Below are 14,992 nucleotides of genomic sequence, written 5' to 3' on the forward strand. Positions count from 1 at the left end.
CCGATCCGCGGGGCAGGATCGCCGGCGCACGCCCGGAGGTCCGATGTCCACAGCCCGCCGCCACCGCCTGTTCGAGGCCGGGTTCCGGACCATCGCGGCCACGGGCGCCGACCGCTGGCTCGCGCCCCTGGCGCGGGGCCGGGGCGTGATCCTCACCTTCCATCACGTCCGCCCCGAGGCGCCGGGCGCCTACGCCCCGAACCGGCTGCTCGCCATCACGCCGGCCTTCCTCGATCACGTCCTCACCACCCTCAGGCGGCGCGGGTTCGCGGTGATCGGCCTCGACGCGGTGCCGGACCGGCTCGCCGGGACGGCGGGCGCGCCGTTCGCCGTCCTCACCTTCGACGACGGCTACCGCGACAATGTCGAGCACGCTGCCCCGATCCTGCGGCGCCACGGCGTGCCCTGGACCCTGTTCGTGACGAGCGACTTCGCCGGGGGGCGCGGGCGCCTGTGGTGGCTCGAACTGGAGCGGGCCATCGGCCGCCTCGGGCGGGTGCGCCTGCCCGGAACGGCCATCGACCTGCCGGCGGGCAGCGACGCCGAGAAGTCGCACGCGTTCGAGGCCGTCTACCGCCACCTGCGGGCCGGGCCGGAGGCGGCGCTCCTCGCGGCCATCGCCGATCTCTGCGGGCGGGCGGGCCTGCGGCCGGGCGATCTGGCGGCGGAGCTCTGCCTGACCTGGGACGACCTGAGGAATTTGGCCCGCGACCCGATGGTCACCTTCGGCGCCCATACGGTGAGCCACCCGATGCTCGCCAAGCACGACGCCGCGACCCTGCGCCGGGAGGTGGAGGCGGGCCGCGACCGCCTCATGCGCGAACTCGGCCGCCCCGTGCGGCACCTGTCCTATCCCGTGGGCGACCCGACCTCCGCCGGCCCCCGGGAATTCGCCCTGGCGCGGGACCTCGGCTTCGCCACGGCGGTGACGACGCGCCCGGGCCACCTGTTCGCGGGCCATGCCGACCACCTCCACGCCCTGCCGCGGGTGTCGGTGAACGGCTGCCACCAGAGCCCGGCCGCCCTCGCGGCCCTGCTCTCCGGGGTGCCGTTCCTCGCCTGGAACCGGGGGCGGCGGCTCAACGTCGGCTGAGCGGATCTTCGTTTCGGATCAGGGGGATGCGCGGTCAGCGCCGGCGGTGGCGGCGATAGGAGCGCGACCCGCCGCCGGTGTCGAAGCTGGCGCTCTGGCGGCCGTGGCGGGTGTAGCGCCCGCGCCGTCCGCGCCGGCCGGTCTCCGCCAGGGCCGGCAGGGCGGCGGCGATGCCGGGCGGGATGGCGGCGAGCGCCGTCGCCACGGAGGCCGAGGCGGACGCGGCGCCCTCGGCGAAGCCCCCGGCGACGTTCTTGGCGGCCGGGCCGAACATCGCCAGGCACTGGTTGTAGGCGAGATCGTTCTTCAGGCGCTCGCACTCGCCCACCGAGCGCGGGGCGCCCTGGGCCAGGGCGAGGGTCGGGGCGAGGAGGGTCAGGAGGACGACGGCCGGACGAATGAGCATGGTGCGGGGGATCGACCTTCGGCACGGGCGGTTCGGGGAGCGGGACCGTCTGTGCCCCCGGAGTGCGGCGAAATCCCGACGCGCCGGGTTTCGGGGCCGCATCGGCCGTGTCCGAGGCTCAGGTCTCGGGATCGGGCCGCTGCATCCAGCGGATGAGGGGCATCAGGGGGACGATCCAGGCGATGCCGAGAATGGCGTAGAGCACCGCCTGCACCGGAGCGGGGGTCTGCGAGATGCGGCTGTCGGCGAGCGCCATGGCCAGCGGCGCGTAGACGATGACGAAGGCCAGCATCGTGATGGTGCCGATCAGGGAGCGGGTGCGGCGGCGCATCGGCCTTCTCCTCGGGCGGTCTTGCAGGAAAATCGGCGGCCCGGAGCCGGGGGTAAGCCCGGCGCGCGCGCGGCGCAATGCGCCGGTCCGTCGCCGGAACGGAACGGCGCACGCCCCCCCATGCGCCGGAGGCGCCGTCACAGTTCGGTCGGGGGCGCCGTCGCGGTTCGGCCGGGCGCGCCGTCACAGTTCGGCGGAGCGGCCCGACAATTCGGCCCGGAGCTGGCGCGCCGCCTCCAGCAGGGCCCCGTCGCGGCGGCGGCGGGGCCGGGGCACCGTGACGGTCACCTCCGCGGCGACCCGGCCGGGGGCGCCGGCCAGGACCACGACCCGGTCGGCGAGGGTGACGGCCTCGTCGATGTCGTGGGTGACGAACAGGATGGTCTTGCCCGTGGCGGCCTGGATGCGCTGGAGCTCGTCCTGGAGGCCTTCGCGGGTGAAGCTGTCGAGGGCCGAGAACGGTTCGTCCATGAGCAGCACGTCGGGGTCGACGGCCAGCGCCCGGGCGATGGCGACGCGCTGGCGCTGGCCGCCGGAGAGCTGGTGCGGCCAGCGCTGGCCGAGGTCTGCGAGGCCGACGAGGGCCAGCATCTCGGCCGCCTTGGCAAGGCGCTGGGCCTTGGACAGGCCGCTGCCCTCGAGGCCGAAGGCCACGTTGGCGACGACCCGGCGCCACGGCAACAGGCGGGCGTCCTGGAACACCAGGGCCATGGGCGTGCGGCAGCCGGGGCGGGGCTCGACGCGCACGGTGCCGGCGCTGGGCTTGGCGAGCCCGATGAGCACCCGCAGCACCGTCGACTTGCCGACCCCGGATTCGCCGACGATGACCAGGAACTCGCCCCGCGCGATGGTGAGGTCGAGGTCGGCCAGGATGGTGTTGCGCACCCCCTCCCGCTCGTAGGCGAGGCTCAGACCGTGGATGGCGATGATGGGCATGCTCACGCGCGCCACCGCAGGAGCCGGCCCTGGAGGGCGACGAAGCCGGTGTCGAACAGGCCGTAGAGGCCGGCCATGGTGAGCATGTAGACGACCACGATGTCGGTGGAGAGGAGGCTGGAGGCCTGCATCATCCGCGCGCCGACGCCCGGCACGCCAAAAATCTCGGCGGCGACCACGGCCATCCAGGCCTGGCCCAGGGCGGTGCGCAGGCCCACGAGGATGCCCGGGGTGGCGGCGGGCAGCAGGATCTTGGTCAGCCGCGCCCACGGCGAGCGGAAGCCGAAGGCCTGGGCCACCTCGACGAGGTCGCGGTCGACCCCGCGCACGGCGCCTTGCGTCGCAAAGAACACGATCCAGAACACGCCGATGGCGATGATGAATACCGCGGCCGAGGGCTGGACCCCGAACCAGATGATGGCGAACGGCACCCAGGCGAGGCCGGGGATCGGCCGCAGCAGGCGCACGATCCAGGCGGTGACGGCCTCGAACCCCGAGAACATGCCGCTGAGGAGGCCCAGCCCGATGCCGGCCCCGGCGCCCACGGCGAGGCCGACGACGTAGTGACTCAGGCTCGACCACACCGCCTCGCCCCAGACCCCGAGCGCGATCTCCTTCAGGAAGGCGGCGGGAATCGTGCTCGGCGGCGGCAGGAAGGCCGGGTTGATGAGGCCGAGGCGCGGCATCGCCTCCCAGAACACCAGGAAGGCGGCGAGGCCGAGGGCGGAGAGCGCCGTGGCGCGGAACGCGGGCATGCGGGTCAGGCGGGGGCGCGGGTCAGCGCGCCGTCGCCTTCTCGTAGGGGCGCGGATCGAACAGGCCGTCGAGGGGCACGTCCTTCTCCAGCGTGCCGATGGAGACCTGATAGGCCTGCATGGCCTTGGTGGCCTCGACGATGGCGCGGGGATCGGCGGTGAACTTCGCCGCCGGCGAGGTGATGGCCTTCTGGATGGTGGCGAGATCGGTGATGCCCTTGCCCAAAGCCGCCTCGACGGGCTTCGCCGCCCGGGCCGGATCGGACTTCAGCAGGTCCGTCGCCTTCACCACGGCCCTGACCAGGCCCTCGACGGCGGCCGGGTTCTTGTCGGCGAAGGCGCCGAACACGCCGACCACGGTGCCGGGCTGGTTCGGGAACATCTCGCCCCCGGTGGCGATGAGGGTGATCGCCGGGTTGCGCTGCTGGACGATGGTGAGGGCCGGCTCGCGGATGGAGGCGCCGTCGACGGCCCCGGCCAGCACCGCCTGCTGGGTCGCGTCGATGCCCATGGCGACGACCTCGGCGTTGGCCTTGTCGGCCTTGGCGACCTGCCACAGCCAGTGCTGCAGGGTGGTGTTGGGCACCGAACCCGCCGGCTGGGTGGCGAGGCGCGCCGCGCGGCCCTCCTTGGCCTTGAACCGGGCGAAGGCCTCGGCCTGGCTGGCGCCGCCGGCGAAGTAGGGGGCGAGCTTGGGGCCGGCCACGAACACCATCTCCTCGATGGCGGTGGCGGCCACCACCCGGACGTCGATGCCCTTGGAGCGGGCCACCGCCAGGGGGGCGACGCCGGCGACGTAGACGTCGATGGTGCCGGATGCCAGGGCCTGGATCATGTTGGGGCCGGATTCGAAGGTGGTGAAGCTGGGGGTGAGGCCCGCCTCCTTGAGCCAGCCCTCGCCGTTGGCGACGAAGATCGGGGCGGCGCCCACGACCGGGATCACGCCGATGCGCACGGGCACGGGGGCGGGGCTCTGGGCCGAGGCGACGCCCGTCAGGGACAGCAGCAGGGCGAAAGCGGGCAGCAGGCGCATCGGTCAGGTCCGGTCAAAAGGCGTCGAGAAGGGTGGCCGACGGCGCGGGGTGCCCAGGAGGCGCCCGCGCGGGATCGTCCGGGCCTTGGCACGGGGCGCCGGGGCACGCAAGAATTTGCTCGCTCCTGCCCGGCACCGCCGCGCGATTGGGAAGATCCCTCTCCGGCGGCGGGGGCGGGGAGGGGGCGGTTCTGCCGCGGACCACGCGGTCCCGGGCGCCGGTCACGGGAACGCGAGCGGTCGGCCCCCGTTATCCCCCCGCCGCGGCCACCGGGCCGGCGGCGGCACCAGAATCGGGATACCGTACCATGAGCCTCCTCGGCAGCATCGTCAGCAAGATCCTCCACCCCTTCGGAGGCGGCGACGCCCAGGCCAAGCCCGCCGACGCCCCGGCCTCCACCGGCAGCTCCGATGCCCCCGCCTCGACCGGCACGGCCACGGGCGGGTCCGTCGCGGCCGGCTCCGTCGACGTCGAGGAGGTGCTGAACGGCATGGCCGCCAAGAACGGCCAGAGCCTCAACTGGCGCACCTCCATCGTCGACCTGATGAAGCTCCTCGACCTCGACTCGAGCCTCACCGCCCGCAAGCAGCTCGCCGACGAGCTCCACTACACCGGCGACAAGGAGGATTCCGCCTCCATGAACGTCTGGCTGCACAAGCAGGTGATCAAGAAGCTCGAAGAGAACGGCGGCAAGGTCCCGGCCGACCTGAAGGATTGATTTTTTCGACCGGGTCCGCGGCGTCGTCGCGCCCGAACCGTTAAGGCCCGGTCGCCCCTGTGGCGGCCGGGCCTTTTGCTTTCGGAGGATCGGACGGCCGCTCGACCTCGAACGCGATCCCGAGCCCCGGATGCGGGGCGGAGCAGGATCGCGAACCCCATCGGCACGATCCGGCACACGAGGCCGCTGCCCATCGTCCGCGGGCAGGGCGATGGCATCTGGAGTTTTCCCGGTGCGCGGACGAGGGGGCGTAGGGCTTCGCATGACCGCGCCAGACTTCCTCTCCTGAAAGGCAGCGCGATCGCAGATGAACCATGACCGGCCCCGTCTCCTTCCGGGCTACCGCATTCACCCATCGGGCGGTTAGCGCGGGTCCCCTCTCCTGAAAGGAGAGGGACAGGGTGAGGTGTGCGAACTCTCCGAAAAGGTCCCACACCTCACCCCAACCCTCTCCTTCCAGGAGAGGGAGCCCGTCGCGACCGTTCGAAGCGCCGTGCTTCTCTGATCGAGCGCCGAGAAAACGCATCTGCGATCGCCCTGCCCGGAAGGAGAGGGACAGGGTGAGGTGTGGGACTTTTTCGGAGAGTCCACGACCCTCACCCCAACCCTCTCCCAAACAGGAGAGGGGCCCGTCGCGGGTGTTCGAAGCCTCTTGGGTCTGTTCGAGCGTCGAGAAAACCCATCTGCAATCGCCCTGGTCCGCAGCGGGAGCGTGCGAATTTCAGCGGAACGGTCCCGTCCGATGTACGATAGCGTACAAGATTCATCGTCCTCGACTTGGTCTTGCCACTTTCATTCCTTTTCTTATGACGCATTCCGTATTATAAATATTGGGCGTAAGCCGAAAGTGGCGACCGAATTGTTCTGAGATTTTCAGCGATAAACCTGGTTTCGGCAGATGAAGCACATTGCGGAGACGAACAACGAGAATAAAAGATGTCGGGAGATAATCGGTCGTATTGCGGCGGAACTCGGCTGCTCGACGGAAATTTTTCTTGAGGAATCGTTGAATGAGTTGGATCAGACCTCGGAACTGCTGAAGCTGTGGCTGTCCATCGGTAATATTCAGGACCGTGCAAAAGTCCTGACGTATGCGCGGACGATCGCGGCACAGATTCCGCCTTCGAAAGCGGCCTAGGGACACGCGTCAAGCGCCGCATCGGGGTCCGTCCCAAACGCCCGCTGCGCCGTGGCGTCCACGGGCGCGAACCCGCGGGGCTCGGGCGTTTCGTGAGGCACGCCAAGCCCCCTCCGGCCTCGCCGATCCCGCGACCTCACTTCGCACACGCGATTCTCGGGGCGTGGCGCGCCGCGTCTTCGGCGCGCGCGTCCCGTTGGGCGGCTTCCTGTCCGAGTTGCCACAGGAGGGCGCGCGTCATGGCGATCATGGCCGGCGTGCCGGTCTCGACGACGGCGGCATTCGCCCTGAGACAGGCATCGACCATGGTATCGAATTTCTTGCCGTCATCCATGTTTTTCAGCCTTCTATTGAAGACCTAACATGCCGAAATCACTTTAAGTTGCAATGAATCATCGCGGAGTACTGATCGTTTTTAAGACAATATTCCATCAATTGATGGGTTTGTGCGAATTCGAGAAGTTCGATTGTGCACAACTTGAAGATTTTCATCCTGAAGGTCGATGAAGTTCTTGTGGTGCTCCGGCGGCACGCCATCCATCGCGGCGAAAGTTGCGGCGGCGCCGGCCTGTTCGCCCCGTAAGCTGTCCGAACCGGTCACGGGTGACCCCGCGCGGACGGCCGGGCCGCCGATCGATGATGGCGGGGGGCGAAGGGCCCGTTCGGCGTTCGCGGGCGCGCCGCCCCTCCGCCGTCCGGGGCGCCGCGCGACCGATCAGGACCGGGTCAGGAGGCGGTTCTGGCGCAGGTCGAGGTGGTGGGCGATGAAGCGGCCGAACGGCGCCGTGGCCTGGCTCTGGCGCCGCCGTGCGAACGTCCCGTGGACCCGCTCCAGGGCCAGGATCCGCTCCGTCGGCGTGGAGCAGGACACCTCGAGCACGTCGAGGGCGGCATCCACCGTCGCGATCATCGCGGAATCGGTGATCGCCGAGGCGGCATCGATGGCGTGGACGCAGAGGCGGACGGGTTTCATCCGCACGGTATCGCACATCCGTGTGACGGTCCGATACGGGGGGACCGATAGGGGCGCCGGCTCACGCCAGCCGCTGCCCCAGCCGCCCCGCCAGGTCCTGGATGTACTGGAACGCCGTGCGGCCCGAGCGCGAGCCGCGGGTGGTGGCCCATTCCAGGGCCTCGGCCCGGACGGTGTCGGGGTCGGCGGTCAGGCTGTGGCGGGCGACGTAGGCGCGGACCATGGCGAGGTACTCGTCCTGGCTGCACTTGTGGAAGCCGAGCCACAGGCCGAAGCGGTCGGACAGGGACACCTTCTCCTCCACGGCCTCGCCGGGGTTGATGGCCGTGGAGCGCTCGTTCTCGACCATGTCGCGGGCGAGCAGGTGCCGGCGGTTGGAGGTGGCGTAGAACAGCACGTTGTCGGGCCGGCCCTCGATGCCGCCGTCCAGCGCCGTCTTGAGGGACTTGTACGAGGTGTCGTCGCCGTCGAACGACAGGTCGTCGCAGAACACGATCCAGCGGTGCCCATCGCCCCGCAGGGTCGCCATGAGGTCGGGCAGGGCCTCGATGTCCTCGCGGTGGATCTCCACGAGTTTCAGGGGAAGGGCGTCGCCGCGCTCCGCGTTGATCTCGGCGTGCACGGCCTTGACCAGGGACGACTTGCCCATGCCGCGGGCGCCCCACAGCAGGGCGTTGTTGGCCGGCAGGCCGGCGGCGAAGCGCCGGGTGTTCTCGGACAGGGTGTCGCGGGCCCGGTCGATGCCCGTGAGCAGGCCGATGGCGACGCGGTTGACGCGGGGCACCGGGATCAGCCGGCGCTCGGGCCCCCACAGGAAGGCGTCGGCCGCCGTGACGTCCACCGCCGGCCGGGCCGGGGGCGCGGCCCGCTCCAGGGCGGCGGCGATGCGCTCCAGCACGGGCAGCAGATCGGGGTGAAGGGGTTCGTGCGGGGCCGGGTCGGTGGCAGAGGTCATCGCGAAAGGTCCTTCGGGCGGGCGCGGGGGCCGGTTTAGGGCAAATCCGCCGAAAAATCAGGGTCCCCGGGGCAGGGGGCTTGCGCCCCGGACCGTTTCGCCCCAGGCCCACGCCGTTGCTTTCACTTAGGCCGTGGCTATAGTCCGCGCGCTTTTTCGACAGGCCCGCACGCCCCCTCGCCCGAGGGGATCGGGGCCGTTTCCTTGAGGAGTCACGCGCTTGATCACCCCCGCCTTCGCGCAAGGGGCCGCCGCGGCCGCTGGCGGAGCGGACATCGCCTTGCAGGTGGTGCCGTTCGTCCTCATCTTCGTCATCATGTACTTCCTGATCCTCCGCCCGCAGCAGCGCCGCGTGAAGGAGCATCAGAGCATGGTCAAGAATGTGCGCCGCGACGACACCGTCGTCACCACCGGCGGCATCGTCGGCCGCGTCACCAAGGTCGCCGACGACGCCTCGGAGATCGAGGTCGAGATCGCGCCCAACGTCCGCGTCAAGGTCGTCCGCACCATGATCGCGGAGGTCCGGGTCAAGGGCGCCCCGGTCAAGGCCGCCTAGGACCACGCCCGAGGGGCCGGCGTCCCGTGCCGGCCCCGCCATCGAGACACAGGACCGGCGGATGCTGCGCTTTTCGCGAACCAAGATCGTCACGACGCTGGCCGTCATCCTCCTCGGCCTGAGCCTCGCCGTGCCGAGCTTCTTCTCGGCCGATCAGCGCAAGGGCTTCATGGCGGGGCTGCCGGGCTGGTTCCCGAGCTGGATCGTGCCGACCCGCGCCATCGTGCTCGGCCTCGATCTGCAGGGCGGCTCGCAGCTCCTCCTCGAAGTCGACCAGAACGAGCTCGTCGCCTCGCAGGCGAAGGCGCTCCGCGACGACGTCCGCCGCATCCTCCAGACGGAATCGGCCCGGGCCGAGGGCGGCATCCAGCTGCTGCAGCGCGGCGTCCAGATCCGCATCCCCGACGCGGCGGCGCGGGCCAAGGTGCTGCCGAAGCTGCGCGAGCTCGCCCAGCCCATCGCCAACCCCCTCGTCGGCCAGGGCGCCGGCCGCACCCTCGACATCACCGAGCAGCCCGACGGCGCCGTCCGCCTCGTGCTGACCGATGCGGGCATCACCGAGCGCACCCGCCGCGCCGTGAGCCAGGGCATCGAGGTCATCCGCCGCCGCCTCGATTCCACGGGCACCACCGAGCCGTCGATCCAGCAGCAGGGCGCCGACCGCATCCTGATCCAGGTGCCGGGCGAGCAGAACCCCGAGCGCCTCGAGAAGCTCCTGGGCAGCACCGCCAAGCTCGAATTCCGCATGCTGTCCGACTCGGCCGGCGGCGACGTCGACATGCTGCCGTCCAAGGACGAGAAGGGCGCCAAGGTCCCCGTCGAGCGCCGGGTCATGGCCGATGGCGGCGACCTGACCGACGCCCAGCCGGCCTTCGACCATCAGACCCAGGAGCCGATGGTCAGCTTCAAGTTCAACCTGAAGGGCGCCCAGCGCTTCGGCCAGGCCACGGCCGAGAATGTCGGCCGCCGCATGGCCATCGTGCTCGACAACGAGGTGGTGTCGGCGCCCCGCATCAACACGCCTATTACCGGCGGCTCGGGCCAGATCACCGGCAACTTCACCGTGGCCCAGGCCAACGACCTCTCGGTGCTGCTCCGCGCCGGCGCCCTGCCGGCGAAGTTCACCGTGGTCGAGCGCCGCGTCGTCGGCCCCGGCCTCGGCCGCGACTCGATCCAGGCCGGCAAGCTCGCGACCCTCGTCGCCGGGGCGCTGGTCATCGTGTTCATGTTCGCCACCTACGGCGTGTTCGGCTTCTTCGCCAACATCGCCCTCATCGTGCATGTGGGCCTCATCCTCGGCCTGATGTCGGTGCTGGAGGCCACCATGACGTTGCCCGGCATCGCCGGCATCGTGCTCACCATCGGCACGGCGGTGGATTCCAACGTGCTGATCTACGAGCGCGTGCGCGAGGAGGTGCGGGCCGGTCGCTCCATCGTCTCGGCCCTGCAGGCGGGCTTCGACAAGGCCTTCGCCACCATCATCGATTCGAACTCGACCATGGCCATCGCCGCCCTGATCCTGTTCTTCCTCGGCTCCGGCCCGGTGAAGGGCTTCGCCGTCGTGTTCATCCTCGGCATCCTCACCACGGTCATCACCGCCGTGACCCTGACCCGCATGATGATCGCCCTGTGGTACAATATCGCCCGGCCGAAGGCCTTGCCGTTCTGAGAAGAACTCCCGTTCGGCCCTGAAACGAATCCGAGACCGATCATGCGTCTGCTCCGCCTCTGGCCCGACGAATCGCATTTCGACTTCATGCGCTTCCGGCGGTTCACCTTCCCGCTCTCGGCGTTCATGTCGGTCGCCACCGTGATCCTGTTCCTCACGGTCGGCCTCAACTTCGGCATCGACTTCAAGGGCGGCACCCTCGTCGAGCTCCAGGCCAAATCCGGCACGGCCGATGTCGGGGCCGTGCGCCATACGGCCAACGGGTTCGGCTTCGGCGAGACCGAGGTGCAGGAGCTCGGCGGCCAGGGCACCATCCTGGTGCGGTTCCCGCTCCAGGCCGGCGAGCAGGGCCAGACGGCGGTGATGCAGAAGGCCCACGCCTCCTTCGACGCCGACTACGAGTTCCGCCGCACGGAGACCGTGGGGCCGCGCGTCTCGGGCGAACTCGTCCAGTCCGGCACCATCGGCGTGGTGCTCTCCGTCCTCGCCGTGCTGTTCTACCTGTGGTTCCGGTTCGAGCGCGAACTCGCCCTCGGGGCGATTGTGGGCACCCTCCACGACATCGTGCTCACCATCGGCATCTTCGTCATCACCCGCATCGAGTTCAACATGACCTCGATCGCCGCGATCCTGACCATCGTGGGCTACTCGCTCAACGAAACAGTCGTGGTGTTCGACCGGACCCGCGAGCTCATGCGCCGCTACAAGACGATCCCCACGGTGGAGCTCCTCAACCTCTCCATCAACTCCACCATGTCGCGCACGGTGATGACGGCGACCTCCGCCTTCCTGTCCCTGCTCGCCCTGGTGCTGTTCGGCGGCGAGGCGATCAAGGGCTTCGCCATCGTGATGCTGGCCGGCGTCGTCATCTGCACCTACTCGGCGATCTTCGTCTCGACGCCGGTGCTGATCTACCTCGGCCTCATGCTCTCGGGGGTGAAGGCGCAGGCCGCCCGGCCGGGCGGGCGCGTGCCGCAGGCGGCGGAGTAGCGCATGGCAGCCGGCAGCCTCCACGACGGCTACGTTCCCGGCCGCCACATCATCGACGCCTACGGCAATGGCGGCTTCCGCTTCGCCGAGATGTCCCATCGCGGCTCGATCCTGATCCTGCCGTCGGGCATCCGCGCCTGGGACCCGGTGGAGGCGAAGGCCATCGACCGCAATGCCCTCCGGCCCGTGGTGGCGGAGGGGGCGGGGATCGAGCTCCTCCTCGTCGGCACCGGCCTCGACATCGCCCCCTTCCCCGACGGCCTGCGGCGCTGGCTCAAGGAGGCCGGCATCGGCCTCGACGTGATGCAGACCGGAGCGGCGGCGCGGACCTACAACATCCTCATGGCCGAGAACCGCAAGGTCGCCGCCGCCCTGGTGGCGGTCGCATGACCGACACGGACACCCGCCCCGGCACGGCCGGCGGCCTCGCCTTCGCGTTCGGGCATTGCGAGGCCCTGGTGAAGGCGGGCGACCCCGACCGCTACTTCGCCACCCTGTTCGCCCCGGCGGCGTTCCGGCCGCACCTGTTCGCCCTCGTCGCCTTCAGCCTCACCATCGCCCGCACCCGCGAGGCCGCGTCCAACCCCATGGCCGGCGAGATCCGCCTGCAATGGTGGCGCGACGCCCTCCAGGGCGAGGCCCGCGGCGACGTGAAGGCCAACCCCGTGGCCGCCGCCCTCGACGACGCCATCGTCAAGCGCAAGCTCGGGCGCCAGCCCTTCGTCGACCTCATCGATGCCCGGGTCTTCGACCTCTACGACGACCCGATGCCCCGGGTGAACGACCTCGAGGGCTATTGCGGCGAGACCGCCTCGGCCCTCATCCGCCTCGGCGGCCTCGTTCTGTGCGACGGGGCCGAGCCCGGCGGCGCGGCGGCGGCCGGCCATGCCGGCGTCGCCTACGGCATCACCGGCCTGCTGCGGTCCCTGCCATGGCATGCCCGCGGCGGGCAGGTCTATCTCCCGGCCGACATCCTCAAGACCTACGGCGTCACCCGCGAGGACGTGGTGACGGGCCGCGGCGGCCCCGGCCTCGTGCGCGCCTGCGCCGACCTCCGGGCCCTGGCCCGCCGCCACCTCAAGGCCTACGAGGCCGCCCGCAGCACCATCGCCCCGGCGGCGCGGGCCGCCTTCCTGCCCGTCGCGTTGGTCGAGCCCTACCTCGCCGCCATGGAACGGCCGGGCTACGACCCGCTCAACACCCTGATCGAAATCCCGCGCTGGCGAAGGTTGTGGCGGTTGTGGCGGGCGTCGCGGGGGGCGGCCTGAAGAATCCCGGTCGCCGCGGCCCTACGGGGCCGGGTGTGGCAGCGCGCCTCCGTACCGTCTCCCGATCGCGACAGACCGAGCGGTCGCGACCGGCTTCGTCGCCCTCCGGGCCGGGCGATCCCCGATGAGGGTCGCGGTCTGAAACCGCCGCAGAAATCCGCTGCCGAAGCGGCGGAGTCCCCGCTGCGCATCCCTTCGCCCCTCGGCGATCGGCATGAGCCCCCGAACGGATCGAACGAAACCGGATGAGACGATCGCCCGACCTGCGCCCGCTCGGCGCCGGGGAGGGACACCGGTCGCCCTCCGGCGACTCTCTTTTGGTGCGCAATTTTCGCATTTTGGTTGAGTCTGGATGCAAAATAAACATCGTATTAAGTGGCCATCGGCGATTGTGACGTCCGTTGATCCGATTGGGTAGAACAGACCAAGACATCGTGTCGGTCTGTTGCCGCGTTGCCTGTCGGATATCCATGAAGGCAGGTTCAGATGTTCTTCAGCAAGATGGACAACGCGAAAACGGATGCGGCGGCGAAGATCGCCGCCATCGAGCGATCACAGGGCGTGATCGAATTCGATCTCGACGGCACCGTCCTTCGCGCCAACGAAAACTTCCTGGCCGTGCTCGGCTACGGTCCGGACGAGGTCGAGGGCCGGCATCACAGCCTGTTCGTCGCGCCCGAGGTCCGGGACAGCCCGGCCTATGCCGCGTTCTGGGAGAAGCTCCGGGGCGGCGCGTTCCAGGCCGGGCAGTTCGGACGCATCGGCAAGGGCGGGCGCAAGGTCTGGATCGAGGCGTCCTACAACCCCATGCTCGATGCCCGGGGCCGGCCCTACAAGATCGTCAAGTTCGCCACCGACATCACCGACCGGACGGCACGGGACGCGGATCGGCAGGGGCAGATCGAGGCCATCGACAAGGCGCAGGCGGTCATCGCCTTCGACCTCGACGGCCGGGTGACGGAGGCCAACGCGAACTTCCTCGCCGTCGTCGGCTACACCCTGGAGGAGATCGCCGGGCAGCACCACAGCCTGTTCGTCGAGCCCGCCCTGCGCGACAGCCCCGCCTACGCCGCCTTCTGGGCCGGCCTGCGCCGGGGCGAGCACCAGACCGGACAGTTCAAGCGCCTCGGCAAGGGCGGGCGCGCCGTCTGGATCGAGGCGTCCTACAACCCGATCCTCGATGCCAACGGCCAGCCGACCCGGGTCGTGAAGTTCGCCACCGACATCACCGCGCAGGTCGCGCTCCTGGCCGACCTCGAACGGCTCATCGAGCGGAATTTCGGCGCCATCGACCAGGCCGTCCTGCGCTCGTCCGAGGAGTCGCGCGCCGCGTCCCAGGCCGCCGGCACCACCGCGGGCAACGTGCAGACCATGGCGGCGGCGGCCGAGGAACTCGCCGCCTCCGTCGAGGAGATCGCCCACAGCATGAGCAAGGCCCGGACGGCGACGGACGCGGCCCGCGCCCAGGTCGACGCGGCCGGCACCCTGACCCAGCGCCTGACGACGGCGGCGACGGCCATGACCGGCATCGTGGCCCTGATCCAGACCATCGCCAGTCAGATCAACCTGCTGGCGCTGAACGCCACCATCGAGGCGGCCCGGGCCGGTGAGGCCGGGCGGGGCTTCGCCGTGGTGGCGCAGGAGGTCAAGAACCTCGCGGCCCAGGCCGCCCGGGCCACGGACCAGATCGCCCGGGAGATCGACAGCGTGCAGGCCGCCTCCGACGAGGTGGTCGGCGCCCTCGGCACGATCCAGGGCTCGGTGGGGACCATGCGGGACTACGTCGTGAGCACGTCCGCCGCCGTCGAGGAGCAAAGCGTGGTGACCCGCGAGATGTCGTCGAGCATGCAGGAGGCGGCCGACGCCGTCCGCGCCATCTCGCGGAACGTCACGACCATCGCGGCCTCGATCGGCGACGTCTCGCGCGCCGTGGACACGACGAAGGCGGCCGCCCGCGTCCTGGCCCGGTGAGGCGGGCGGCGCCCTCTAAAGGAGAGGGACCCGCGCTTTACCCCCGTGGCGCGGTGACGGGCTGACCGGCCGAGCCGATGGGCCGGAGAATCGTATCGTACCGTCGCCGTCCAAGCAGTTCGGTTGAACCGGCCGATCGCTGCAAGATGCGGTGAGGCACGGGTCCCCTCTCCTGGAAGGAGAGGGACAGGGTGAGGTG

17 protein-coding genes are annotated in these 14,992 nt (G+C 70.3%); 9 read left to right on the forward strand and 8 right to left on the reverse strand.

Annotated elements, in window-relative coordinates:
* The first annotated feature begins 43 nt into the window (after positions 1-43).
* Positions 44-1,093 (forward strand): polysaccharide deacetylase family protein, encoded by a 1,050-nt coding sequence (locus ASF28_RS18605; protein ID WP_056096175.1) that lies wholly within the window; start codon positions 44-46, stop codon positions 1,091-1,093.
* A gap of 34 nt (positions 1,094-1,127) precedes the next feature.
* Here ASF28_RS18605 and ASF28_RS18610 read toward each other — a convergent pair whose 3' ends face one another.
* The 5 genes from ASF28_RS18610 to ASF28_RS18630 all read right to left on the reverse strand — a co-directional run bounded on the left by ASF28_RS18610 (position 1,128) and on the right by ASF28_RS18630 (position 4,554).
* Entirely contained in the window at positions 1,128-1,499 is a 372-nt protein-coding gene (locus tag ASF28_RS18610; protein WP_147708747.1) for a hypothetical protein, read from the reverse strand.
* A 118-nt stretch (positions 1,500-1,617) separates the two neighbouring features.
* On the reverse strand, positions 1,618-1,830 hold the full coding sequence (locus ASF28_RS18615; RefSeq protein WP_056096178.1) for a DUF2842 domain-containing protein: 213 nt from the start codon (positions 1,828-1,830) through the stop codon (positions 1,618-1,620).
* 183 nt (positions 1,831-2,013) lie between these two features.
* Entirely contained in the window at positions 2,014-2,772 is a 759-nt protein-coding gene (locus ASF28_RS18620) for an ABC transporter ATP-binding protein (protein WP_244475082.1), read from the reverse strand.
* The gene (locus ASF28_RS18625; RefSeq protein WP_056096180.1) at positions 2,769-3,521 is read right to left on the reverse strand and encodes an ABC transporter permease; all 753 of its coding nucleotides are present in this window, start codon (positions 3,519-3,521) and stop codon (positions 2,769-2,771) included. Before ASF28_RS18625 ends, ASF28_RS18620 begins: the two co-directional genes overlap by 4 nt.
* Before the next feature lie 22 nt (positions 3,522-3,543).
* A complete protein-coding gene (locus tag ASF28_RS18630; RefSeq protein WP_056096182.1) occupies positions 3,544-4,554 on the reverse strand; it encodes an ABC transporter substrate-binding protein in 1,011 nt (336 codons plus the stop codon).
* A gap of 308 nt (positions 4,555-4,862) precedes the next feature.
* On the opposite strand from ASF28_RS18630, the gene ASF28_RS18635 reads away from it, so the two are divergent.
* Positions 4,863-5,273, forward strand: coding sequence for a DUF3597 domain-containing protein (locus ASF28_RS18635; protein ID WP_056096183.1), 411 nt, complete (start codon positions 4,863-4,865; stop codon positions 5,271-5,273).
* Between the two features lie 898 nt (positions 5,274-6,171).
* Positions 6,172-6,411, forward strand: coding sequence for a hypothetical protein (locus tag ASF28_RS22665; protein ID WP_157085647.1), 240 nt, complete (start codon positions 6,172-6,174; stop codon positions 6,409-6,411).
* Positions 6,412-6,547: 136 nt separating this feature from the next.
* On the opposite strand, the gene ASF28_RS18640 is transcribed toward ASF28_RS22665, so the two are convergent.
* From ASF28_RS18640 to ASF28_RS18650, 3 genes are all read right to left on the reverse strand, one after another.
* The gene (locus ASF28_RS18640) at positions 6,548-6,745 is read right to left on the reverse strand and encodes a hypothetical protein (RefSeq protein WP_056096186.1); all 198 of its coding nucleotides are present in this window, start codon (positions 6,743-6,745) and stop codon (positions 6,548-6,550) included.
* A 381-nt stretch (positions 6,746-7,126) separates the two neighbouring features.
* Positions 7,127-7,384 carry a hypothetical protein gene (locus tag ASF28_RS18645; RefSeq protein ID WP_056096189.1) on the reverse strand — a complete coding sequence of 86 codons (258 nt, stop codon included), beginning with the start codon at positions 7,382-7,384 and terminating at the stop codon, positions 7,127-7,129.
* Positions 7,385-7,445: 61 nt separating this feature from the next.
* Positions 7,446-8,339 (reverse strand): ATP-binding protein, encoded by an 894-nt coding sequence (locus ASF28_RS18650; protein ID WP_056096192.1) that lies wholly within the window; start codon positions 8,337-8,339, stop codon positions 7,446-7,448.
* Positions 8,340-8,559: 220 nt separating this feature from the next.
* Here ASF28_RS18650 and yajC point away from each other — a divergent pair, with 220 nt between their 5' ends.
* From yajC to ASF28_RS18680, 6 genes are all read left to right on the forward strand, one after another.
* Complete coding sequence (gene yajC, locus ASF28_RS18655) at positions 8,560-8,895, forward strand: preprotein translocase subunit YajC (protein ID WP_056096195.1); 336 nt, start codon at positions 8,560-8,562, stop codon at positions 8,893-8,895.
* A 61-nt stretch (positions 8,896-8,956) separates the two neighbouring features.
* A complete protein-coding gene (gene secD / locus ASF28_RS18660) occupies positions 8,957-10,564 on the forward strand; it encodes a protein translocase subunit SecD (RefSeq protein ID WP_056096196.1) in 1,608 nt (535 codons plus the stop codon).
* Between the two features lie 42 nt (positions 10,565-10,606).
* Positions 10,607-11,554 (forward strand): protein translocase subunit SecF, encoded by a 948-nt coding sequence (secF, locus tag ASF28_RS18665; protein WP_056096199.1) that lies wholly within the window; start codon positions 10,607-10,609, stop codon positions 11,552-11,554.
* A gap of 3 nt (positions 11,555-11,557) precedes the next feature.
* A complete protein-coding gene (locus ASF28_RS18670; protein ID WP_056096202.1) occupies positions 11,558-11,944 on the forward strand; it encodes an Mth938-like domain-containing protein in 387 nt (128 codons plus the stop codon).
* A complete protein-coding gene (locus ASF28_RS18675; protein ID WP_056096205.1) occupies positions 11,941-12,822 on the forward strand; it encodes a phytoene/squalene synthase family protein in 882 nt (293 codons plus the stop codon). The genes ASF28_RS18670 and ASF28_RS18675 overlap by 4 nt, the downstream gene beginning before the upstream one ends.
* A gap of 486 nt (positions 12,823-13,308) precedes the next feature.
* The gene (locus ASF28_RS18680; protein WP_056096206.1) at positions 13,309-14,793 is read left to right on the forward strand and encodes a methyl-accepting chemotaxis protein; all 1,485 of its coding nucleotides are present in this window, start codon (positions 13,309-13,311) and stop codon (positions 14,791-14,793) included.
* Positions 14,794-14,992 lie beyond the last annotated feature (199 nt).

The organism is Methylobacterium sp. Leaf99, assembly GCF_001422375.1.
In the GTDB taxonomy this organism is placed as follows: domain Bacteria; phylum Pseudomonadota; class Alphaproteobacteria; order Rhizobiales; family Beijerinckiaceae; genus Methylobacterium.

Excerpts from the sequence above, each read along its gene's own strand:
- ASF28_RS18605 (WP_056096175.1), top strand. The coding sequence starts at position 44 with ATGTCCACAGCCCGCCGCCACCGCCTGTTCGAGGCCGGGTTCCGGACC.
- ASF28_RS18610 (WP_147708747.1), bottom strand. The coding sequence starts at position 1,499 with ATGCTCATTCGTCCGGCCGTCGTCCTCCTGACCCTCCTCGCCCCGACC.
- ASF28_RS18615 (WP_056096178.1), bottom strand. The coding sequence starts at position 1,830 with ATGCGCCGCCGCACCCGCTCCCTGATCGGCACCATCACGATGCTGGCC.
- ASF28_RS18625 (WP_056096180.1), bottom strand. The coding sequence starts at position 3,521 with ATGCCCGCGTTCCGCGCCACGGCGCTCTCCGCCCTCGGCCTCGCCGCC.
- ASF28_RS18630 (WP_056096182.1), bottom strand. The coding sequence starts at position 4,554 with ATGCGCCTGCTGCCCGCTTTCGCCCTGCTGCTGTCCCTGACGGGCGTC.
- ASF28_RS18635 (WP_056096183.1), top strand. The coding sequence starts at position 4,863 with ATGAGCCTCCTCGGCAGCATCGTCAGCAAGATCCTCCACCCCTTCGGA.
- ASF28_RS22665 (WP_157085647.1), top strand. The coding sequence starts at position 6,172 with ATGAAGCACATTGCGGAGACGAACAACGAGAATAAAAGATGTCGGGAG.
- ASF28_RS18640 (WP_056096186.1), bottom strand. The coding sequence starts at position 6,745 with ATGGATGACGGCAAGAAATTCGATACCATGGTCGATGCCTGTCTCAGG.
- ASF28_RS18645 (WP_056096189.1), bottom strand. The coding sequence starts at position 7,384 with ATGAAACCCGTCCGCCTCTGCGTCCACGCCATCGATGCCGCCTCGGCG.
- ASF28_RS18650 (WP_056096192.1), bottom strand. The coding sequence starts at position 8,339 with ATGACCTCTGCCACCGACCCGGCCCCGCACGAACCCCTTCACCCCGAT.
- secD (WP_056096196.1), top strand. The coding sequence starts at position 8,957 with ATGCTGCGCTTTTCGCGAACCAAGATCGTCACGACGCTGGCCGTCATC.
- secF (WP_056096199.1), top strand. The coding sequence starts at position 10,607 with ATGCGTCTGCTCCGCCTCTGGCCCGACGAATCGCATTTCGACTTCATG.
- ASF28_RS18670 (WP_056096202.1), top strand. The coding sequence starts at position 11,558 with ATGGCAGCCGGCAGCCTCCACGACGGCTACGTTCCCGGCCGCCACATC.
- ASF28_RS18675 (WP_056096205.1), top strand. The coding sequence starts at position 11,941 with ATGACCGACACGGACACCCGCCCCGGCACGGCCGGCGGCCTCGCCTTC.
- ASF28_RS18680 (WP_056096206.1), top strand. The coding sequence starts at position 13,309 with ATGTTCTTCAGCAAGATGGACAACGCGAAAACGGATGCGGCGGCGAAG.